The sequence below is a fragment of the Enterococcus sp. AZ179 genome, assembly GCF_050498885.1.
GTDB lineage: Bacteria > Bacillota > Bacilli > Lactobacillales > Enterococcaceae > Enterococcus_D > Enterococcus_D entomosocium.
In genome coordinates this window covers 89,957-111,861 of the sequence record NZ_JBMHEO010000001.1, presented here as the reverse complement: position 1 = coordinate 111,861, position 21,905 = coordinate 89,957, and the positions used below count along the sequence as shown (strand labels likewise).

Genomic DNA, 21,905 nt, shown 5'->3' with positions numbered 1-21,905 from the left:
TTGTTTTAAGACAGAAGAATCCTTGTCTGCAACAGAGCGGCTAGTTGTATGACTAGCCATTCTGGCGGCAAGAATTCTTCTTTTTTATAAACGGTTAGCATAAAGGAGTGTAACCCTATGACAAAAGAACGATTGCGTGATCTGTTAGAAACCAACGTGCACGAACTGTTTGCGATAGAGATCGATGAAGCATCACCGCAGGAATTGTTTCAGGCGCTAGCCAATGTCGTGAAGCAAATGTATTCAGAAGACTGGCGCCAGACCAGAAAAAATCTCTTGTTGGAGGACCAGAAACAAGCGTATTATTTTTCAATCGAATTTTTACCCGGCAAAATGTTAAAGAGTAATCTGTTAAATATGCAGCTGTTGGAGCAAGCGGAAGCCGTTTTTGAAGAGTTAGGGGTTTCACTTGACGATGTTGCAGAGACGGAAAAAGACATGGCTTTAGGCAACGGGGGACTCGGTCGCTTAGCGTCTTGTTTTATGGATTCATTGGCTTCTTTAGGTTTGCCGGGAAATGGCAATGGGATCCGCTATCGCTACGGATTATTTAAACAAAAATTTATTGACGGTCATCAAGTAGAGTTGCCCGATGACTGGTTGCGTTCGGGGAATGTTTGGGAAGTCCGCAAAGAAAGCAAGGCGGTGCCTATTCGTTTCGGGGGCCATGTCTATCTCGTTAACGGAGAGGACGGGAAATTAGCCCCAGTTTATGAAGGTGGCTTTACCTGGCGGGCGGTTCCTTATGATACAGCAATGGTTGGCTACCAAAATCACCATCTCAATACCTTGCGTTTATGGAGTGTTGAGGTTCCTGCCGAAGATGAGGCGCACTACGCGACACTAGAATCGCGGCAAGCATTGGAAAATCTGACAGCGGTCTTGTATCCCGATGATTCCAATGAGACAGGCAAACGGACCCGGCTGATGCAAGAATACTTTTTTGTGTCTGCAGGGATCCAAAGTATCGTCCGTTATTATAAAAAATTGAATTTACCTTTGGCCATGATGAGTGAACGAGTAGCGATCCACATCAATGATACGCACCCAGCCCTTTGCGTCCCAGAACTGATGCGCATTTTAGTTGATGAAGAAGGTCTTGCTTGGGAACAAGCGTGGTCGATCACCGTGAAAGTCATGAGTTATACGAACCATACGATCATGGCGGAAGCCTTAGAAAAATGGCCCGTGCGCATGATTGAAGAAGTTTTGCCGAGAATGGATCAGATCATCAAAGAAATTGATCGCCGTTTTGTGGAAACGATGCAAGGGGTCCATCCGCAAGCCTTACTGGAACGGACACGAATCATTATTGATGATCAAGTCCATATGGCACATCTCGCGATCATCGGCAGCCACAGTGTCAATGGCGTAGCCAAGCTCCATTCTGATTTACTAAAATCAGTGGTACTCCATGACTTTTACCTTATTTATCCTGCCCGTTTCAACAATAAGACCAACGGCATCGCGCAACGGCGTTGGCTTCAGCTAGCCAATCAACCGTTAGCCAAAGTATTGGATCAGTCCATCGGTACAAGCTGGCGCAATGATCCATTAGACCTGCAACTACTCAAAAACTATTATGAGGACGAAACTGTTCTCCAACAAATTGCCGACGCAAAAATGAGTAACAAGCGTGCACTAGCACAGTACATTCAAAAAGCAACGGGCATCACAGTAGATCCGACGGCAATATTTGATGTGCAGATCAAGCGTCTGCATGCATACAAACGACAATTACTAAATCTTATGCATATTCTAAAGCTCTACTTTGAGGTCAAAGACGATCCAACTGCTGCGTTTCATCCAAGAGTCTTTCTCTTTGGTGCCAAAGCCGCACCAAGCTATCACTACGCAAAATCGATCATTAAAGTCATCAATGAAGTGGCGAATCTGATCAATTATGATGAAACCATCAATGATAAAATCAAGGTTGTTTTTTTAGAAAATTACAACGTTTCTTTAGCAGAAAAAATTATCCCAGCAGCGGATGTCAGTGAACAAATATCATTGGCCTCCAAAGAAGCTTCTGGGACAAGCAATATGAAGTTGATGCTAAATGGGGCAGTAACGATCGCCACTTTAGATGGTGCCAATATTGAGATTCGAGATGCAATCGGTGATGAAAACATCGCGATCTTTGGGCTAACCGAAGAAGAAGTGTATCAGTATTACGCCCAGCGTAATTATTCTGCCTATGCGTATTATGAGTCAGATCCACTATTGCAACGTGTAGTCAATGCCTTTATTGACGGGACAATCCCCAATATTCAAGTAGAAGGCCGCGAGATTTTTGATTCACTTTTGAAATACAATGATGAGTACTTTTTATTAAGAGATTTCCACGCCTATTGTGATGCACAGCATCGGGTGGATATTGCTTATCAAGATACTCATCGCTGGCAAAAAATCAGTCTAATGAATATTGCGAATGCTGGGAAGTTTTCGGCGGATGAAACGGTGCGAAATTATGCAGCAGATATTTGGCAGATCGATCCATTATTTGCCCATATCAAAGAACCAAATGCGGCAAGTTTGACGGAGTCAGTGCCTCCAAGGGGAGACAATTGAAGCGACTTCGGTTGAAATGGCGCAGTCTTTCGTGAAATTCTCTTTTATTTGTGGTATGATGAAAAAAATGCATGTAAGAGGATGAGTACAGTGGCAAATTATTTAGATGTGAAACGAAAACACTTCCGTTTTCCTGCTTATGATGATACAGACGGTGTGAAGCTTCAATCCGAGCATCGCCCCGCATTCAGTAAAGCAGATGATTGGATTTTAACCGAAATCAAAGATCCCGTGAGTCATTCTCACAAGGAAGAAAGTCAATCTTTGCAGCGTAAAGTGCAGTCCAGCCAACGCGATCGAGGGCACAATGTTCGTCAAAAAGAAGAGCTTGCCAATCACCGTGCCAACTTGCCTCAGTACGGAAAACGTCCGGTGAAAGAGCAGATGCCGACAGGAAAAACCAATTTTTTTGGCAAAGAAGCGAACCATTCTTCTTATCAAGTGACTAGTAAGAAGGAAAAAGCTGAGGTTCCTGTTTCTTCAAAAAAAGAATATTCGGGACGCTCTTACTTCGTGCCTAAATATATTCCTGCATCAATTATTCCAGATGAGCAAAAACCTGAAATTACGCCGAACGATTTGATGGATGCAATGGCAAAAAAACAAGAAAGTTATTTGTTATTTGACACTGAACCAGCAGCTTATCAAGTCAAAGAAGAAAGCGATCCAACCGTCAAAAAATTCAATCGCCACCCCTCTGTTGGGATGACACGCAGCGAGTTTCGAGCCAACAATAAAAAAAATGGTGAGAAAAAACGGTCCGTTTTAGATCGATCATTAAAAGGAATGATTGAAGACGATCAACAAGCAGAATCTTCAAATGGCTATTTTCGTTCTAAATAGCAGAGACAGTTACTTTTAATAGAAGTAGTCCTTTGAGCATAACGATGAATGATTTCAGCTAGATGGCGAACATCTAGCTGTTTTTTTTGTGTGCTGAAACTGCCGATTTCACAAAATACTTAGTCGAATTACATTTTTCACCGACTGAGGAATATTCTGATTTTACTAAGCAATAGCGTGGGCTATAGAATAAAGTGAAACGATCAAAACCATCGTTATTTATAATGTTTGTTATTTTAATTGGCGATTTCTTTTGTCATTTAAAATCGATGGCAGGATTGTGGTTTTCTGATCAGCCGTAATTGAAAAAAGGAAGCAAGCGTCCTGATGGTTATAGCTGCTCTTTGGGAAGGACTGATCCATGATCGATTTCAAGGGAAAGATACGCTGAAAGGTGGGGCATCAACAAATGAACAAGAAAAAGAGAATGGTATATTTCACCATCATTATTGGCTTACTTGGAGGACTCTACTTTTTTTCAACCATGAGTGTGTTTTCTTCAAACATTTTCTTTGCTGCACAGCTGGAGGAAGAAACGGTTGCGAGTGACCCATTCGAACCGATACGAGAGAAAGAGGCTGAGGGAAAAGTTGCCATTTATTTTGATGAATCAACGAAAGCCGGGACTGTAGGAGACATGTTACTAGTTGCGTTTCATACGGGCCGTCCCATTAGTGAAATAGCGATCCGGTTGCCGCAATCTGCGGTTTTTGTTGAAGAGGAGTTGCCAAAGGGAGTCAAAATTACGTCAACCACTGAAGAGAATGGTTGGAAACTAACGACTGATATCCCTAGAAGTGATTTTTTGGTTCCATTGGTAGTTGATACAGCAGGGGCGTTTCCATTTGAAGTAGCAGAATCAATGATAAGACTTGAAATAAAGGAAGCACGGGAGACAAACCCTACGGATACACAAGAGGATGCGCTAACCGATTCGAGTGACTCCACTGATCAATTAGATCAAGAGGACAAAGAGGATCAATTACCAAAAGAGAAGGAAATAGAAAGCCAGATTCCTGACGAATCAGAGTCAGATCCTGGTAATCTGTATCTGTTAGGCGACGACGTAAAAAAGAGAGGGGTTGCTAACTGGGTCGAATTTATGGCTGCAATGGTCGATCCGACGGTCAATTATATTTATTTGACAGCCAGTTTTCAAACGAACGATAATCCTCGTTTAGGCATTACGGGAATTGACGGCTGGAGCAGCAGCGCCAATCCTAATGGCGGATTAGCCTATGTTTATATCAATGCCTCGAGAGTTTCAAGAACGTTAATCATCGATGGTCTCGACACCTTTCAGATGGATCTTAGAGCCGTAGCGATCTGTTTTCGCGATTCGAGTGTCAATCCTGATTCCCCATGGGACATTACCTTGCAAAATTTGGAACTTTACCATGGAAACTTTTGGGGGGCAATTGAATATCATGATTTGAACATGTCAAATCAGCAGCGTTCAATCATTCGGTACCACAATCTCAACCATACTGGCAATCAGTTGTTTTACGGTTTGCACTCTCGAGCCAGCTTTTCTGGACATTCGGTTTCACACCAAACGCCTAGATATACATCAGACTTCAATGCTTCTTGGATGATTCACTCGAACACCCAAGCGAATTTTGAAATCAACCAAATCGAGCTTCGTGAGGGAGCAAACGTCGAAATGTCGACGATCAGCTCAGGAAATCTTGATTTTTATAATACGAATGCGCGTCTCATACTAGGGAATAATGCCCGACTATCATTAAATGCCAACGGTTCAGCTGGCGAAGCAGGCGGTGCCAATATTCGCTTTGTCGCTGGCAATGGACGCATTGAGTTAGGAAAAGGTGCGGAATTGGCATTAAATACACAAAACAACAGTCCGGCAGTCATCACATCAGGCACGCCCCATGATATTCGCTTAATGGAAAAAAGTCGCTTGTCAGTTACTGCTACAAACCGAACGTTGTACAGTCATATTTTCTGGTTAAGTGCCAATACGCATGTCACCTTAGAAGACAGCAGCACCTTAGAGGTTGAAGCAACAAATCAAAATACAACCGCAAATATCTTCCACTTCTCTGGCACGACTGGCAATCTCAACGTGGGCAAAGATGCTACCTTAGATATTCGTTCGGACAGCCCACAAGCTGTCCAACGGCTACTTTTCTTTACCGGTGCCAACAATCCCGCAAGATTGACGATCGACGATGCCAAGCGTGTCAATTTGCAAAGAACCCGCGCCATAACGACCACCACAAATGGTCTAATTGAAGGGGGAGGAATCACTGCAAAGAATCAGGCGATTCGCCAGTGGCGGCATGGAAATACAGGAGATCCATCTGATTTTCAGTGGCAACCGATTCTGTCCATGACTGCGGCGATTTCCGGAACCAACACCAATGTGACCAATGTATCTTCACTGAATGAGGAAACAAGTCGAGGGTTTGCCTCGCAGTTTGCTTCTCGTTCACAACGTCTATTATTTGAGAGAATCCCAGACATCACGGTGACCATCGATCCTTTGACAGAAGATAGAACCTTACCTAATGCCTATACGATTTCGGGAACCGCCAATCCTGGTAGCTACCTTCGATTTCAAAGAGAGGGGCTGATGCCAGAACCGACGCTTGAAACGCCAGTCGATAGTGCCGGCAATAGCGAGTACTTTCACACACAAGCGGGTGAAAATGGGCACTATTTACTTGATCTATCTGATTTAGAACCTTTCCAGTATTTTACACAAGGTGAGGTGGTCACCGCTCAGGCATTTCTTGATGGTAAATGGGCAGAAGCATCAACCACTGTGGAACCCATTGGTGACGTTGACCCAAAAGATCCCCTTGATCCTGATCAACCGATTCTACCTGAAAATCCACCATTGATACCAGAAAATCGCGGGTTTATCAGTATAGACTTTGTTTCACAATTCGATTTTGGTACAGTACCGATTCGCTCGTCGACAAGCCGCTATCCGGCGCGTCCGCAACGAATTTCTTCAGTGGATGATCATGAATCAACCGAACGACCAAACTATATTCAGGTTTCCGATCGTCGATTTCTCCCAAATGGCTGGACCTTGAGTGCCCGATTATCTGAGGAAGGGTTCGTAAGCACGGATGCGTTTAAGCACTATTTAAAAGGAGCGAGTGTGCATTTGAATAATATTGAAATGGTCACCTCTAAAGAAAATCGCTCTGAAGCACCAGACTACGTTGAAGCAATTGAGCTAGGACCGCAGAACCAAGTGATTGCACGTGCCAATGAAAATCAAGGGACGGGTACTTGGATTCAACGCTATGGAAACGAGCATACCATGCAAAAAAGTGTCGAGCTGGAAATCCCTATTGGCGCGAGGCCGCAAGCAACAAGTTATCAAGGAACCCTTCGTTGGGAGCTGAGTTTCGTACCTGGTGCTGACGAATAACCCCTTGGAAAACAAGTAAGCATGTTCTGCAATCGTGAATATGATCGAACACTGTAAAAGTTGCTCAGACAAAAAGAAGTCCAGTTGCCATTGGACTTCTTTTTTGTCTGAAACAGACGAGCGGTGGTTTAAACTGCTTTTCCCACTTTGGTGGATATGCTTTTCGATCAATAGAAGAGAGTGAAACCACAGGCAATGGACCAATGAGCAAAATCATGACATGGTAGTGATCAATGAAATCACTTAAGCACTATATCTTCCCCAGTATAAATTTTATTTAGCTATTTTAGTAATTAAATCCTGCTCAAATATTTTAATTTTCTCTTGCCTTTTGATATGCTAAGAACAAGGGGGAATCAAAGATGGAAGTTGATCTACAAATGCTGGCGATGATTTTCTTTATCAATCTCGCCTATGTCACATTGAACACACTGCGATTTTTATTGACAATGAAAGGGTATCGCGTGATTGCCCCATTAGTGAGTATGATCGAAATCACGATCTATATTTTAGGCTTATCTATGGTATTGGATCGTTTGGATAACCCGCTGAATCTCTTATTCTATGCATTAGGTTATGCTGCAGGAGTCAGTATTGGTATCAAAATCGAAGATAAGCTGGCTCTGGGCTATACAATGGTCACAGTGATCCTACCTAGTAATACGGATGAGGAAAAAAGTTTGCCTAAGATCTTACGACAAGAAGGCTACGGAGTTACACAAAGTTATGGAGAAGGCTTAGAAGGGCCACGACTGATTTTAGAGATTCTTTCCCAAAGAAAAAGTGAGAAAAAGCTCTATCAAACCATCAAAGCGGTGGAAGAACGAGCGTTTATCATCAGCTATGAACCCAAGTATATTTCGGGCGGTTTTTGGACCAAAAAAATCAGCCGTAGAGAGGCGAAGTTGAAAAAGCAAGCACCTGTTGATTGAGGAACTAGAGGCAGCTTGATCCATTCGTGAAGAATAGTTGCATAATAAGCAGGGAGTTTATTGATGAGAGGAAGCGTAAGGTGTGGAAAAGAAAGCAAATGGTATGATGGCGGTCATCGCTGCCCTGATCTCAAATATTTTGGTGGCTATTAGTAAGTTTGTCGGTTATGCACTAAGTGGCAGTGCAGCCATGTTGAATGAAAGCATTCATAGTGTCGTGGATTGTAGCAATCAAATCTTTTTATTGATCGGGGATAAACGGGCAACAAAGGGCCAAAGTGAACTGCATCAGTTTGGAGAAGGTCGGGCGAAATATTTTTTTAGCACGATCGTTGCGATGATGCTCTTCTTTGGTGGGGGCGCACTCGGTGTGATGGAAGCGGTAGAAAAGCTGCTGCATCCTGCCCATGAAGTTGGTAACGCTTGGTTGGTGATCGCTATTTTGATTTTCGGGATGATCGTTGAAGGAAGTTCGTTGTGGATCGCGATCAAGGAGATCCGCGAACTGAATGTGGAACGTCAACCAATCTATCGTTTTTTGAAAGAAAGTCGGCATAGTGAGATTCTGATCATTTTCACAGAAGACTTTTGTGCAATGATCGGCCTAATGATCGCACTATTTGGTACGATTTTAACCATGATTACGGGTAACGCATTTTTTGATGCCTTCAGTGGTTTGTTGATTGGTCTTTTATTGATGGTAGCAGCCATTTTCTTAGCCCGCGAATTTTACAGTCTACTGATTGGCGAAAGTGTCACAAAACGGGATCTAGCAGTGATCAAAAGAGCATTTGAACGGCCAGATGTTGATCGCTTGATTGATGTTAAAACGGTGCATTTAGGACCATCAGAAATTTTGATTGCGGCAAAAGTTGATATTGCCTCGAAACAAGAAGAGGTCGGCTATGAGATCATTAATGAGATTGAAGCCGAGATTCGACACCAGATGGCAGATAAAAAAGTCTATATTTATATTGAGACAGATGAGTATGACCCTCACTATATGGAGAAACGCCGTAAACTTGTGCGACCTTCCCACTGATTTAGCTAGAATAAAGCAGCTTTTTTTGATACAATAGACAAGGATTATCACATAGTGAAGGAGATTTCAAAATTATGATCAATGCAAGTGACTTAAGAGCTGGAATGACATTCGTTCAAGACGGCAAACTTATCAAAGTATTAGATGCTAGCCATCACAAACCAGGTAAGGGAAATACGGTTATGCGTATGAAATTACGGGACGTTCGGACTGGTTCGACTTATGATACAACCTTCCGTCCAGAAGAAAAATTTGAAAAAGCGCATATTGATACGAAAGCTGTACAATATCTATACACAATGGATGATACAGCATTCTTCATGGATCTGGAAACGTATGAACAATATGAAATTCCAGTTGAAGTGGTAGAAGAAGAAATGAAATTTATTCTTGAAAACATGGAAGTAAAAATCCAATTCTTCGGCAGCGAAGTAATCGGCGTTCAACTACCATCAAGCGTAATCTTAAAGGTTGTTGAAACACAGCCGTCGATCAAAGGGGCGACTGTGACTGGTTCAGGCAAGCCAGCAACGATGGAAACTGGCTTAGTTGTCAATGTTCCTGACTTTGTTGAAGAAGGCGAAATGCTAGAAATCAATACAGCTGAAGGTACCTACTTAAAACGTGCGAAATAAGAAAAAAACCGCGACTTGTTCGCGGTTTTTTCTTTTGCTCTGGAGGAGGGATCAAAAGTGAATCATTTCCCGTCTGCCAATGATTTTTGTAAGGGATAAATACTATAGGGTTTACTGATAAAGTAGGCGACGGAGCAGACGATCACAAACAAGGGCAGATTTTCAAAGCCAAAGACTTCCCCACCGATAAAGATCGGTGCAAATAAAGTGCTAGTAGCACTGCCAAAGACACTGGCATAGCCTAGGGCTGCCACCAGTTCGATAGGCAGTCCGAAGAGCGGTGCCAGCACGACGCCCAAAGAGGCGCCGATCGCAAACAAAGGGGTGACTTCTCCGCCCAAAAAACCAATACTGATAGTCAGTACAGTTAACACCATCTTAAGCAGCCAGTCATAAGAATAGATTGGTTGATTCGTGAAACTAGCGCTGATCAAATTCGTTCCTAAACCTGAATAACGACCATGATACAAAAGGACAAAAAGTAAGACTAGCACGAGTGAACCGATGCCAATGCGCCAGAGAGGATGAGGAAAGCGTCGTTTCATGATCCGTTTCATCGTTTCTAATAATCCCGCAAAGCTGCCACCAACAATACCAAATATTAAGCCAATCAAAAGTAATTTCAGAAAAACAGCCAAAGTCAAATCGGGGGACGGTGACAAAGCAAAACTAAATTTTTCTAATCCTAACAATTGAGAAGTCGTACTAGCGGTGAAAGCAGCCAGCAAAGTTGGTAAGAGTGCATGATGACTGAATTTACCGATGACAAGTACCTCCAGTGCGAAGAACGTCGCAGCGATCGGGGTTTCAAATAAACCAGCAAATCCCGCAGCCATCCCAATCATGATCAGGGTGCTGGCGTACTTTTCTAGTCGCAGCCATTTTCCTAAGCGATTGGCGATGGTGGCACCTAACTGAACCGCAACCCCTTCTCTGCCAGCGCTTCCTCCAAATAAATGCGTCAGCCAGGTTCCCACCATTACAAAAGGAATCAAGCGCAACGGAATGTCTTTTTCTTCTTCATGTCCGACTAAAAACACTAAATTCATTCCCTGAGGACTTCGGTCACCGTACTTTTGGAACAGGTAAGTAAAACAAATGCCGATAATGGGTAAAAAGAGAATCAAGGGCAAAAAATGACTATCACGAAAGGCGCTTAAGGAAAGTAGGATCTTCCCAAAGAAGGTGTCGACGGCTCCAGCGAATACGCCAATAACCAGACTGACCACACCTAAAGCAGTCAGTTCCCAATTAGTTGTTTTTTGTTTCATCATTTCTATCACGATCCTTTAAAAAGAATATAGGAACAATGCTCCTGCAAATACGACGACCTAGTGAAAATAAAAAAATGACTGCTACACACTAAAAAAAGTGGTAGAAGTCATTAGCAAAATTGCGGTTTCAGTAAGAACTGAGGGAGACATTCATTCCCGATTAGCATCAATATTATCTGATAAAACCCTCCTTTTGTCAATGGATGTTTGTTGTGAAAAGCAATTCATCTAACACTTATCTTTTCTACATAGTTATGGTAAAATTAATCTCATAAGAACTTATATGGGAATTGAGCGCCTTGAGGATAATTGGCATGAAAAGGGATGAAAGGACGATCCTTCTACTGTTTGACCAAGGGTAAGACAGTGAGTAGTGAGGAATCGAAGAGGAATAAAAAATGGTTGCATTTATGACGAGCGAAAAATGGCTGCAAAGTGAGCGTTTTTATTATGTGATCCTACCAATTCTCATGGTAGTTGGTCTGATTGCGTTATTAGGGTTCCTGATGGTTCTGCTTTATCGAGAAAACCGCAACCCAAAAGTGACGCTATTGCTTGGCGGCATAGTCGTTACGTGTCTATTAGGTTTTTTTATTGGGGATCAAGTGTATGGTGAATTCAAAACGTATAATGCGCTGATCACACCGAATATCCGAGATCGCGAAAAGATGTTTCTAGGCTATAAATATTACGAATCTGATACTACAGCAATTTATCAGCGCATCCAAAGCAATGAAGCGATTGAAACTTTAGGAATCTATCAAGCAATACCGGTGGAACGGGAGATTGAATTTCTTGGTTCTGCTCATAACTCCGTATATTTTAAAATGGGCGCCCAGGTTTACTATGCTCGCTATCAACCGACTTTTGTGGATGAGGAAACAACTGCTAAACTGCAGGGGGTTCAATATCATTTGACTGATCCTTCCTTTGAAACAATTGGTTTCTATTCCGAAACCAACAACTATTTAACGGCAATCACGATTCCAAAGTCCCAAGAAACCCTCGAATATCAATCCGTTGATTCTGTGATCCCGAAAGAACTTGGGAAAAGTCAAACCCAATGGGCGTTACCGAATAGGAATGAATAACGATAAAAAAACTACCTAAGTCACGAAAGAAAGCTCCCTCAAGAAGGAAACTTCCGTGCGCAGGTAGTTTTTTGCATGCTTGGTCAGAGAACATTGCTTTTCCTATGACTGATCAGGTAGTCCTCTTTCTTTTTGCGAGGCAATTTTTTGAAGGCGGCTTCTGCTTGAGTGGCTTTACTACGAGTGGAAAAGCTTTCCGCATGGATCATTTGCAAGGGTCTGCGACTAGCGGGACGGGTATATTTTGCCCCGATCCCTTTGTTATGCTCTAATAAGCGGCGACTCAAATCGGTAGTATAGCCGCCGTAAAAGGATTGGTCGTTGCAACGTAAGACATAAAAGTAATGGTTGTCAGCAGCCATAGAGCATCGCCTTCACTTCTGGACTATAAGAGCCCGTTTCATCATAGGTAATGAGAGGAGAATCAATTTTAAACCCTTCCGCCTTACCATCCTTGATTCCTTCAATCAATAAAATATTGGCCTCTTTGCCTACTTTCGGATAGACGAAGCGGACTCGTTTTGGCGCGATTCGATGGGTGCGCATATGGTCCAAAATATCGAGAAAGCGATCCGGGCGATGAACCATCGCAAACCTTCCATTCATTTTTAACGCTTTACTGGCGGTTTGGATCACTTCATCTAAATTTGTGGTGATCTCGTGCCGGGCGATCGCTAAATAGGGATTCGGGTTTTTGATCGCCGTCGGTATATTTTTAAAGTAAGGCGGATTGCAGACCAAAAGATCGACGGAATCAGGTTTGATTTTTTGAAAGAGATTCTTCAAATCCATAGGATAGACCGTCAGCTGTTCTTGCAAGTCATTTAATTCGATACTGCGCTGCGCCATATCCGCTAAGCGTTCCTGCAATTCGACCTGATAAATATGAGCAGTCGTTTTTCTGCTGATAAATAAACCGACTGCGCCATTCCCTGCACAAAGGTCAACGATCACACCTCTTTTTGGTACTCTAGCGTAATTGGCTAATAAGACAGCATCTAATGAAAAAGAAAAAACTTCGGAACTCTGAATAATCTTGATGTCATCGGCATACAATTGGTCAATGCGTTCGTTCGGTTGCAACATGAAGCATACTCCTGTTCTAAATTCATTTCAATGTATTATACTACGATTAAGAATAATGGGAAACGCTAAAAAAGGCTTGTCATTTAAACCGTTTTTTTGCATACTTGAATAGGAGAGAAATAGAAAGGAAAATGAGTATGTTTTTTCGCTTTATGCGCGGTGTGGTTCGCGTAGTATTATTTTTGATCAACGGCAATGCTCGTTATCAAAACAAAGAGGTTTTACCTAAAAATGAAAACTATATTTTAGTGGCTCCTCACCGAACCTGGTGGGATCCATTGTACCTAGCAGTGGCTGCTCGGCCAAAGAAATTCAGTTTTATGGCGAAAGAAGAGCTGTTCAAAAACCCGATTTTACGGTTCATTTTGATTCATGCCAATGCTTTTCCAGTCAAACGGGACAAACCAGGACCGAGCGCGGTAAAGACGCCAGTCAAAATCTTGAAGGAAACCGATCTTAGCTTGATCATGTTCCCAAGTGGTACGAGACATGCAACGGCCTTAAAAGGTGGCATGGCGTTGATCGCGAAAATGGCCAAAGTCAAGATCGTTCCCTCTGTTTATCAAGGACCGCTGACATTAAAGGATTTATTTAAACGCAAGCGAGTGACTGTCCGTTTTGGGGAGCCAATCGATATCAGTGACATCAAAAAGATGGACAAAGAGGGCTTGGCGGAAGTGGAACGGCGCATCCAAGGTGCATTTGACACACTGGATCAAGCGATCGATCCGTCATTTGTTTATCAAATCGATGAGTCCAAAAGAGAAGATTAATACCTAAGAAAAGCCGTTGATCCTTTTGTGATCAGCGGCTTTTTTCTAATGATTTAATCCAACAATTCGAAAGCAAATTTGGTCCATGGTTTCAAATATTCCAACAAAGGCAACTCATCTTTTGGGATAGCACCGACTTTGTTTTTTCGGGCGTCTTGGTGAGGGGTCAAAACGATCTGCAATTCGTTTTTGTACTGACCAAAGGTATCATTGCCGATAACGATGTCCCCATAAGCAAACGGTTCTTGGTTTGTATGAGGGAGGTTTTCGATGGGACGGTATTTCACCCGTGATTGTGTGGACCGAGCGACTAACGCATTACTGTCACCGCGACGAAAATGATTGGTTTCAGCTAATATCCTCCGTTCGATTTCGCTGGCTTCTGCTTCTACGGAAACGCCAAAGGTCAGTTTGTAGCGATCGATCGTTGCCAGAGCTTTCAGTTCTGCATCCGACGCATAGGCATTGCCAATAATCACCGTATCGATCAACCCAGAAGCAAAAAGCAGCTTTCCTTGTAGCGCCAATGGTAAATCGCGACAAGATTCTAAGGTTGGCAGGCCATCATTGACTTCCCAAGGGCCAATTTTGGCTGATTGGCTAGTGATGAAGGCGGCTGTTTTCAACCCATATTTTTTAAAACGTTGACTGCAGTTGCGGAAAAAAGCCTCCGTTAAGCCTGTGCCTCGTTGGGGGTAAAAATTGTGGCAGCCATATAAAAAAGGTTCATTGGCTTGATAAGAAAGGATATTTTCTAAATAGTTCACATCATTACTCATATTCAATTCAATCGCCAAGCCGAATGGATTGAAGGTCAGTTGGGCTTCTTTGCTGCCATCAAACCCTTGATCCAAGCGGATACCGTCCGCACCTAATTCTGCAAAGAAGCTTAGATCGTCATAAGAGATCGCCAGATCACTAAAAACAGCTGGGGAAATATCTAAAATCGTTTCAAATCCAAGGTTCTTGGCAAACCCGATAATCGAAGAGAATTTTTTTCTGACGGTCTCTTTGCCTTCACTGACTTCTAGCATACTCATAAATAAGCGAGAGTAACCAAGGGCAGCAGCTTTTTTTAAATAGTCTTGATCCAGTAAAGGATCGCTATGGTCGGGGTAAATCGAAAGGCCAATTTCTCGTTTCAATGGTTTTCCCTCTTTCTAAAAAAATCGTACGAAGCACCTCTTAGTATCGAAAAATGCTGCTGAGGAGCGCTTCTTCCGATGGTCTTGATGGGTGCTTCGTCCGACCTTTATCAACAAATTATTGTGTGACTGGTTGATTTTCTTTTTCCAATTCGTTTTTGTCATAGATTTTTACGAATGGGTAATAGATCAGAATCGATAAAAGAATCAAAAGAACATTCAGCACGATCGCACGCCAATCGCCGCCAGTCGCTAAGAAAGCACCAATTGGTCCAGGCAATGTCCAAGGGGCATTGACCGTGACGGCATTGACTAAACCTGCTGAGGTGGCGACCCATGCAATGACACCATTGATTAAAGGCGCAATGATGAATGGTGGGATCAAGATTGGATTCAAGACGATCGGTGTACCGAAAATCAGTGGTTCGTTGATGTTGAAAATAGCTGGAATTAAGGCTGTTTTTCCTAGTTTTGAACCGAATTCCGATTTTGTGCGAAAAGCTAACAAAATAGCCAAACCAATCGTTGAACCAGCCCCACCAATCCAGATGAACCATTGATAAAATGGTTCGGCTGCAATATTGGGAATCATATCTCCCGATGCAAGCGCTGTTGTATTTCCTTCTAACAACTGTAACCATAATGGACGAGCCAGTGAACCAACGATAGAAGCACCATGGATCCCGAATGACCAGAAGAAGGTCGTCAAGAAGGTGATCAAAAGCACACTTGGCAAGGTATCTGCGGCACTGACTAAAGGATCGACGACTTTTGCCACGATCGTGTGCCAGTCAAAACCGATATAGTAAGTGATCGCGCCCATTCCTAAAATGATCACTAAAGTGGGAGTCAAGGCTTCAAAAGAGCGAGCAACTGCAGGTGGGACTTGTTCTGGCATCGTGATTTTGAATTTCGATTTGTCCGTTAACCGATAGATTTCAACGGCAAGAATCGAGGTGATGATCGCCACGAACATACCAGCACTCCCTAAATTGGCCATTGGCAAGACAAAACCGACCGTTCCAGCTGCATCCAACGCTTCTGCTGGGATATTGACCGGGGTGAAGGTCAGTAAGAAGGCGGTCGTTGCTAAGATCCCGCCTGAAAGACCATCAAGCTTATAAGAGCGAGAAAGACTGTATCCGATCCCGAATGCAGCATACAAGCTCATAATGTACATCGTCATTCGATAAGGCAATAAGATGGTTGTGGCATTGCTAGACAAGAATTGATAGATGCCCCAACTTTGAGGCAGCGGTGGAAAGGCTAAAATCATAAAGAACGAACTGACGATAATCAATGGCAATGTTGAAACGATCCCGTCACGAACCGCTCGCAAATGACTCTGGCTGCCAAGTTTTTCCATCGGTCCTGCCAGATGGCGTTCGATGAACTGAGTGAATTTATCTAACATGGTTTATCCTCCTAAGATGTTTTACATTTTTGTTTCCCATGGATTCGGAATGATTTTTCCTAAAATCACGCCTTGGGCTGCCCCGGTTGCTGCAGGGGCATTGTTGACACGGCTGTGAAGGGTTTCATTTCCTAAGATGGCGAAAGCCACCGCTTCTTTGGCATCGTTCGAACCGCCAATGTCATCTTGTGTTACAACGGCTACTGTTTCGGGTAAATAGCCTTTGATCATCTCAATCAGCAGATGGTTATGGGCGCCACCACCTGAAAGAATCACTTCAATATCATTTGTTCCCAACTGAGGGAAAATGAACCTTTGGTAACTGTCAGCAATGGAAAATGCGGTGAAATCGGTTAAAGTTCTCACCAAGTCTTCCGATGCTACTTGGGGATATTCGGTCATTAGCTGCTGCACAAAATGTTTGCCAAATTGTTCACGTCCAGTGCTTTTCGGCGGTTGCTGGGACAAATAAAAATGAGTTCTTAATTCCTTTTGCAAGGTGGGTATAATTGCTCCCGCTCGGGCTGTTTCACCAAACGCATCATAAGGCTGACCGAATAGCTGAACCATTAGTTCATCGATGACCATGTTTCCTGGACCTGTATCAAAAGCATATAATTCGCTTAAGCCACCATTTTTAGGCAGAACCGTAACGTTGCCGATGCCGCCAATATTTTGCAATAAGCGATTTTTATCGCCTGATTGATAAAGCAGATAGTCCGTATAAGGTACAAGGGGCGCTCCTTGCCCGCCAGCAGCCATATCCATCACTCGGAAATCGGCGACGACTTTCGTTTGTAAGCCATAAGCAATAATCGAAGGTTCGCCAATTTGCAAGGTGCTGTTTTTCGATGGATCAGCATCGGGGGAGTGCCAGATCGTTTGTCCGTGGCTGGCAACAAAATCAATGCTTTTTTCTTCAATACCGGCTTTTTGGCAGAGGATTTGACACGCTTTCAAAAATTGATACCCTAATTCAGTATTTAATTGGCAGATGAGGGGAACATTTGATTCCACCGGATCACAAGCAGTTTTTATTCGTTCCTTCAATTCTTCACCAATGGGCAGTGTGAGCATTTCCATCAGCTGGACGTCAGTTTCGGTACCGCAGCCGTTGATTTTTACTAAAGCAGCGTCGATTCCATCCAAACTGGTTCCTGACATGAGTCCTATTGCAAGCATATCGTTTCTCCTTTCTTTTAGAATAGTGATGAAAGCGATTGTTGAATTCGATTTCACACTCATTGTAAATGAAGTGTAATTATATTTCAAGATATAAATTTATAATTGAAAAAACATTTCAACATAATGATGTTAGGTGTTCGCTATTTTTATCAAAAATGGGTGGTAAATGAAATTTCGCTGGAAGAGAGATGTCTAACGATCAGGGAAAGTGGTATAATGATTGGAAGGATATTTTTTAAGAAGGTGAAGAAATGCGCTTTATACATACAGCTGATTGGCACATCGGAAAAAAACTACATGGCTATGATCTGCTGGAAGACCAACGAGCAATCATTGATCAAATCATAGCGCTAGCAAGAGCAGAAAAGGTCGATGCCATCGTCATTGCGGGGGACCTTTATGATCGTTCGGTTCCTGCTGTTGATGCAGTCAAATTACTAAATGAAAAAATCGCTGAAATCAATTTAACGAATGAACTGCCATTATTGGCTATCTCAGGAAATCATGATAGTCCAACTCGTTTAGAAACCGGCAGTCAGTGGTTTCAACAAACACGCTTTTACCTGTCCACCAGCATCGAACAAAGTTTGCACCCGGTTGAGTTTGACGATACACAATTCTTTTTACTACCGTATTTCGAACCCATCGAGGCCCGCTTGTTTTTTGATGAACCATTAATGAAGATTTCTGATAGTGTCCAAAGAGTCATTGAGGAGATGACCAAGAACTTTGACTCGTCCAAAAAGCAAGTGCTAGTGACCCATTTTTTTGTGGCGGGTTCTAGCCAAACAGATTCAGAAACAAAAATTCAAGTTGGCGGATTGGACAGCGTACCGACCACCGCTTTTGCGCCTTTTGATCGGGTTGTTTTAGGCCATTTACATGCCAATACGGCTCTCAAACACCCAAAGATCGGGTACAGCGGCTCACCACTGAAATTTTCCCTTTCTGAACGGACGAACCAAAAAGGGATCTATCTTATTGATACCGTAAAAGATACCAATGAATTTATTCCACTGACACCAAAAAGGGATATCCAGCAGCTGACGGCGTCCTTTGAGGAGTTGATCGATCCGGTTTTTTACCGTGATCTGGATCGTGAGGCGTTTTGGCATTTTCTGCTGACGGATCGTGCTGTGATTCCAAATATGATGAATCAGTTGCGAAAAATCTATCCATTTATTTTGTCTGTCGAACGGTTGAATGGACGAGAACAGACGAAAAAAAGACAGCTAACGACACGAGAAACCGATCCGCAGACCTTGATCAGTCATTTTTTTCAAGAAATGACGGGTGATTCATTGCTCGATTCACAAACCAAATGGATCGAACAAGGATTAAATGAAGCATTTGTCGTGGAAAAGAGGGAATAGTCATGCAACCGAAGTCTTTACAAATGAAAAATTTTGGTCCATTCATTGATGAAAAATTGGATTTTAGTCAGCTGCAAGCTGGCGGGTTGTTTTTGATCAGCGGCAAAACTGGTGCAGGAAAAACGACTATTTTCGATGGAATGACGTTTGCCTTGTTCGGTGAAACATCGGGGAATCTGCGCTCAGGCAAAGAAATGCGATCGATGTTTGCTTCACCAACCGAAGAGACCAGCGTCACGTTTACTTTTGAACATCAGCGTTTTACCTACCAGATCCAACGGAAACCGGAACAGACGTTAGCAAAAAAACGTGGTGACGGTGTCACTAACCAAACGGCAAAAGTTCAATTGACGATTTTTGACGCCGATGGCAAAGAGAAAAAGCAGATCAGTAAACGGACAGAAGTTGATGCGTTTATCAAGGATCTGCTGCAGCTGGATGCAAAACAGTTTTTTCAAATCATGATGTTGCCGCAAGGAGAATTTCGTAATTTTCTGATTGCCAGTAGTAACGAGAAAGAACGGGTTTTACGAAATCTATTTGGTACAGAAATGTACCAGCAATTTAATGAATGGCTAAAAGAGCAAGTCAAAGCACAAAGTAGAAAGCTTGAACATCAGCAACTAGTCGCTTCGCAGATCATGGAGCGTTTTGAATGGGAAGAAGTGCAAGAAGTTTTAACGGTTGCGGAATGTCTGACTTTATGGGCGCAAGATTTAGAGAAACAACAGATTCAACTTCAAAAGTTATTGCAGAGAAAAGACAAGGCAACGCAAGAAATGAAAGCTGCGCAAGATGCCTTTTACCGTGCAAAAGAAATCGAAAATGCTCGGATCGAATGGCAAGAACTACAAGAAAAAGCACAACTGTTGAATGCCCAAAAAAACGAGATCGATCAAAAAAAAGCACGATTGACCCAACTTGTGTGGGCGCTTGAACATCAAGAAATCATGCAGCAAAAAGAAGAACGCGTAAATGAAGCGCAGCAAGCAGCACAGCAAATCGACGAAACGAAGCAGCTGTTGCAAGATGTTCAGCGGCAACAAGTAAGCTGGAAAGAACAAAGACCGTTGATCGAAGAGACTAAGAAAAAGCATGAAGCTGCCAATCAAAGAAGCCAACAGATCCAGCAGCAGATTCCATTGGCGCAACGCACAGAAAAGCAGCGAGAAGAAGTGGCACAGCAGGAAAAAGCAGCACAGCAGCAAACGGGCAAATTGACCAAAATTACTCAAGTGCTTGCTAACACCAAAACACAAGAGCAGCAACTGGTAGAAAAAATTGAAACGTTAAGAACATTTCAAACAGAAGCATTAAAACTAGCTGAAACACAATTGCTAATTGAAAAATGGCAACAAGCAAAGGCACTGGTTCGTGAAGCAGAACAAAAAGCAGGGGAACAGCAACAAATTCATTCGGAGTTAGTCCTTGAACAACAGCAATTGACAGCATCCTTGCTGGAGCTGCAAAAAACGCTAAAACAAGAAACCAGTCAAAATGCTCGAATGCAAATTGCGCGGCTTCGCCTTTTACTGGAAGAAAATGAACCCTGTCCGGTTTGCGGATCCTTGGATCATCCGAATGCACAGGAGCATACGACCTATCCCATTGAGGACATTCTTGCGAGTGAGCAAAGACTTGAGCAAATGCAAGAAAAATTGACGATAGTCCAACAGCAGGTATCGGCAAATCAAACGCTTCAAGAACAAGCGTTATTGCGGATCAATGAATGGCAAGCGACAAGCGTTTCGGCGGAAAAGCAAGCGGCTGCTGCTTGGAACGACGTTCAGCAGGCATACGCTAGGTTACAGCCTTTCGAAACGCAAGAGAAGCTTACTGAAGAAACGATTGCACAGGAATTAAAAAAACGACAATCTATCAATCAGCAAAAAGCCTCCTCTTACGAAGCAGCGCAAAAAACATATCAGGCAGTAAAGGGGCAATTGACAAAGTTAGATGAATCCTATCAGCAAGTCAGTGAGCAAGCAAAAAAGGCCGAGGAAGCGCGCCAACTTGCGGCAGGAAAATTGGCCTCTTTGCAAGAACAACTTGCTGGTGCTACTTACCAACAACTACAAGCCGATTTAACGTCAATTCATCTTTTACTAAGGGAATATACGCAACAAATCGAGGCGGATGCACGGCAAGAAGCACAGATCAAAGAGCAGCAAGCGATCCTTTCAGAGAAGTTGAAGAATGTACAACAATTTTTCGAAGAAAAGCAAGCCGCCAAGGCGAAAGCAGAACAACGGCTGATGCAACGATTGCAAGAAGCAGCGATGACTGAAGAAGCAATGCGGGAATTGATTGCCCAAGCTCCTCAAACAACCCTTCTGACAGAAGAAATCAAAACCTATGAGCAAGAAACGGCGTTTGTTCAACAGCGTCTGATATTGCTAGATACCCAATTAAAAGAGCAGGCGGCAATGGATTTAATCCAATTGGAAACGACCTACCTTCAGTTGCAGACTGTGATGGAGGAATTACAGCAAGAAACGGTTCGCAAACAGGAGAAGGTCAACAGCAATCAACGGTTATTTGACGAGTTGCAAGCCATTTATCAGAAAAATGTCGAAGAACTTGCCCAATTAGGCCAACTCCAACAGTTGGCAGAAACCATCAATGGCGAAAACACGAAGAAAACCAGCTTGGAACGGTATGTGTTGCAACAATTTTTGACGGAGATCTTAGAAGTCGCCAATGAACGCTTGTCCCGTTTGACCCGTGGCCGCTATCAATTTGAATTAGCGGATAAAGTTGGGAGCTATCGAAGCTCAACAGGCTTAGAAATTGACATCTATGACGATAATGCCGGTCAAGTCAGAAGAGCACATACACTGTCAGGCGGTGAAAGCTTTATTGCAGCCTTAGCGTTAGCAATCTCTTTAGCAGATGTGATCCAGCAACGAGCTGGCGGGATTGAGATCGAAGCACTTTTCATCGATGAAGGGTTTGGCTCGCTTGATGAAGAATCATTGGAAATGGCGATGGAAGCATTAGAAATGATCGAAAATGAAGGGCGCATGATTGGGATCATCAGTCATGTTCGAGAACTGCGGGCAAGGATCCTGCAGCAAGTTTTCGTAGAAACCAACGGCAGCGGGCAAAGCCGGATCCGAATAAAAGAATAAG

The 21,905-nt window shown here is 43.0% G+C and carries 16 protein-coding genes and 1 riboswitch; of the genes, 10 read left to right on the top strand and 6 right to left on the bottom strand.

All coding sequences use genetic code 11. From position 1 onward, the window contains the following. The first annotated feature begins 117 nt into the window (after nt 1-117). From IGI88_RS00505 to efp, 6 genes are all read left to right on the top strand, one after another. Nucleotides 118-2,571, top strand: a complete 2,454-nt coding sequence (locus IGI88_RS00505; RefSeq protein WP_087664323.1) for a glycogen/starch/alpha-glucan phosphorylase — start codon at nt 118-120, stop codon at nt 2,569-2,571. An 81-nt stretch (nt 2,572-2,652) separates the two neighbouring features. After that, nucleotides 2,653-3,414, top strand: coding sequence for a hypothetical protein (locus tag IGI88_RS00500; protein WP_400450025.1), 762 nt, complete (start codon nt 2,653-2,655; stop codon nt 3,412-3,414). A 409-nt stretch (nt 3,415-3,823) separates the two neighbouring features. Then, nucleotides 3,824-6,823 carry a WxL domain-containing protein gene (locus IGI88_RS00495; RefSeq protein ID WP_429960092.1) on the top strand — a complete coding sequence of 1,000 codons (3,000 nt, stop codon included), beginning with the start codon at nt 3,824-3,826 and terminating at the stop codon, nt 6,821-6,823. 362 nt (nt 6,824-7,185) lie between these two features. Then, entirely contained in the window at nt 7,186-7,755 is a 570-nt protein-coding gene (locus IGI88_RS00490; protein ID WP_005236782.1) for a DUF2179 domain-containing protein, read from the top strand. 103 nt (nt 7,756-7,858) lie between these two features. After that, entirely contained in the window at nt 7,859-8,797 is a 939-nt protein-coding gene (locus tag IGI88_RS00485; RefSeq protein ID WP_034872243.1) for a cation diffusion facilitator family transporter, read from the top strand. 74 nt (nt 8,798-8,871) lie between these two features. After that, nucleotides 8,872-9,432: an elongation factor P gene (gene efp, locus IGI88_RS00480; RefSeq protein ID WP_005229668.1), complete on the top strand. Its 561-nt coding sequence runs from the start codon at nt 8,872-8,874 to the stop codon at nt 9,430-9,432. Between the two features lie 62 nt (nt 9,433-9,494). On the opposite strand, the gene IGI88_RS00475 is transcribed toward efp, so the two are convergent. After that, on the bottom strand, nt 9,495-10,706 hold the full coding sequence (locus tag IGI88_RS00475) for a chloride channel protein (RefSeq protein WP_086299712.1): 1,212 nt from the start codon (nt 10,704-10,706) through the stop codon (nt 9,495-9,497). Nucleotides 10,707-10,800: 94 nt separating this feature from the next. Then, nucleotides 10,801-10,873, bottom strand: a riboswitch (Fluoride riboswitch). Nucleotides 10,874-11,104: 231 nt separating this feature from the next. On the opposite strand from IGI88_RS00475, the gene IGI88_RS00470 reads away from it, so the two are divergent. Continuing rightward, nucleotides 11,105-11,797 carry a hypothetical protein gene (locus IGI88_RS00470; protein ID WP_429960091.1) on the top strand — a complete coding sequence of 231 codons (693 nt, stop codon included), beginning with the start codon at nt 11,105-11,107 and terminating at the stop codon, nt 11,795-11,797. An 83-nt stretch (nt 11,798-11,880) separates the two neighbouring features. Here IGI88_RS00470 and IGI88_RS00465 read toward each other — a convergent pair whose 3' ends face one another. Both IGI88_RS00465 and IGI88_RS00460 read right to left on the bottom strand, forming a co-directional pair. After that, nucleotides 11,881-12,159, bottom strand: coding sequence for a GIY-YIG nuclease family protein (locus tag IGI88_RS00465; protein WP_005236776.1), 279 nt, complete (start codon nt 12,157-12,159; stop codon nt 11,881-11,883). After that, entirely contained in the window at nt 12,149-12,883 is a 735-nt protein-coding gene (locus tag IGI88_RS00460) for a tRNA1(Val) (adenine(37)-N6)-methyltransferase (RefSeq protein ID WP_005236774.1), read from the bottom strand. Before IGI88_RS00460 ends, IGI88_RS00465 begins: the two co-directional genes overlap by 11 nt. A gap of 137 nt (nt 12,884-13,020) precedes the next feature. Between IGI88_RS00460 and IGI88_RS00455 the strand changes: the two genes are divergently transcribed. After that, nucleotides 13,021-13,656 (top strand): lysophospholipid acyltransferase family protein, encoded by a 636-nt coding sequence (locus tag IGI88_RS00455; protein WP_005229679.1) that lies wholly within the window; start codon nt 13,021-13,023, stop codon nt 13,654-13,656. A gap of 53 nt (nt 13,657-13,709) precedes the next feature. Here IGI88_RS00455 and IGI88_RS00450 read toward each other — a convergent pair whose 3' ends face one another. The 3 genes from IGI88_RS00450 to anmK form a co-directional block, all read right to left on the bottom strand. Beyond that, nucleotides 13,710-14,801, bottom strand: a complete 1,092-nt coding sequence (locus tag IGI88_RS00450; RefSeq protein WP_087664321.1) for a DUF871 domain-containing protein — start codon at nt 14,799-14,801, stop codon at nt 13,710-13,712. A gap of 118 nt (nt 14,802-14,919) precedes the next feature. After that, nucleotides 14,920-16,215 (bottom strand): PTS sugar transporter subunit IIC, encoded by a 1,296-nt coding sequence (locus IGI88_RS00445; RefSeq protein WP_429969514.1) that lies wholly within the window; start codon nt 16,213-16,215, stop codon nt 14,920-14,922. Between the two features lie 21 nt (nt 16,216-16,236). Continuing rightward, the gene (gene anmK, locus IGI88_RS00440; protein WP_144330973.1) at nt 16,237-17,397 is read right to left on the bottom strand and encodes an anhydro-N-acetylmuramic acid kinase AnmK; all 1,161 of its coding nucleotides are present in this window, start codon (nt 17,395-17,397) and stop codon (nt 16,237-16,239) included. A 254-nt stretch (nt 17,398-17,651) separates the two neighbouring features. Between anmK and IGI88_RS00435 the strand changes: the two genes are divergently transcribed. Together IGI88_RS00435 and IGI88_RS00430 are read left to right on the top strand one after the other, a co-directional pair. Further along, the gene (locus IGI88_RS00435; protein ID WP_005236763.1) at nt 17,652-18,773 is read left to right on the top strand and encodes an exonuclease SbcCD subunit D; all 1,122 of its coding nucleotides are present in this window, start codon (nt 17,652-17,654) and stop codon (nt 18,771-18,773) included. Between the two features lie 2 nt (nt 18,774-18,775). Next, a complete protein-coding gene (locus IGI88_RS00430) occupies nt 18,776-21,904 on the top strand; it encodes an AAA family ATPase (RefSeq protein ID WP_429960090.1) in 3,129 nt (1,042 codons plus the stop codon). The last annotated feature ends 1 nt before the right edge of the window (nt 21,905 follow it).

Bases quoted from the DNA above. Each gene is read 5' to 3' on its own strand.
- IGI88_RS00505 (WP_087664323.1), top strand. From the start codon at position 118: ATGACAAAAGAACGATTGCGTGATCTGTTAGAAACCAACGTGCACGAA.
- IGI88_RS00500 (WP_400450025.1), top strand. From the start codon at position 2,653: ATGAGTACAGTGGCAAATTATTTAGATGTGAAACGAAAACACTTCCGT.
- IGI88_RS00495 (WP_429960092.1), top strand. From the start codon at position 3,824: ATGAACAAGAAAAAGAGAATGGTATATTTCACCATCATTATTGGCTTA.
- IGI88_RS00490 (WP_005236782.1), top strand. From the start codon at position 7,186: ATGGAAGTTGATCTACAAATGCTGGCGATGATTTTCTTTATCAATCTC.
- IGI88_RS00485 (WP_034872243.1), top strand. From the start codon at position 7,859: ATGATGGCGGTCATCGCTGCCCTGATCTCAAATATTTTGGTGGCTATT.
- efp (WP_005229668.1), top strand. From the start codon at position 8,872: ATGATCAATGCAAGTGACTTAAGAGCTGGAATGACATTCGTTCAAGAC.
- IGI88_RS00475 (WP_086299712.1), bottom strand. From the start codon at position 10,706: ATGATGAAACAAAAAACAACTAATTGGGAACTGACTGCTTTAGGTGTG.
- IGI88_RS00470 (WP_429960091.1), top strand. From the start codon at position 11,105: ATGGTTGCATTTATGACGAGCGAAAAATGGCTGCAAAGTGAGCGTTTT.
- IGI88_RS00465 (WP_005236776.1), bottom strand. From the start codon at position 12,159: ATGGCTGCTGACAACCATTACTTTTATGTCTTACGTTGCAACGACCAA.
- IGI88_RS00460 (WP_005236774.1), bottom strand. From the start codon at position 12,883: ATGTTGCAACCGAACGAACGCATTGACCAATTGTATGCCGATGACATC.
- IGI88_RS00455 (WP_005229679.1), top strand. From the start codon at position 13,021: ATGTTTTTTCGCTTTATGCGCGGTGTGGTTCGCGTAGTATTATTTTTG.
- IGI88_RS00445 (WP_429969514.1), bottom strand. From the start codon at position 16,215: ATGTTAGATAAATTCACTCAGTTCATCGAACGCCATCTGGCAGGACCG.
- anmK (WP_144330973.1), bottom strand. From the start codon at position 17,397: ATGCTTGCAATAGGACTCATGTCAGGAACCAGTTTGGATGGAATCGAC.
- IGI88_RS00435 (WP_005236763.1), top strand. From the start codon at position 17,652: ATGCGCTTTATACATACAGCTGATTGGCACATCGGAAAAAAACTACAT.
- IGI88_RS00430 (WP_429960090.1), top strand. From the start codon at position 18,776: ATGCAACCGAAGTCTTTACAAATGAAAAATTTTGGTCCATTCATTGAT.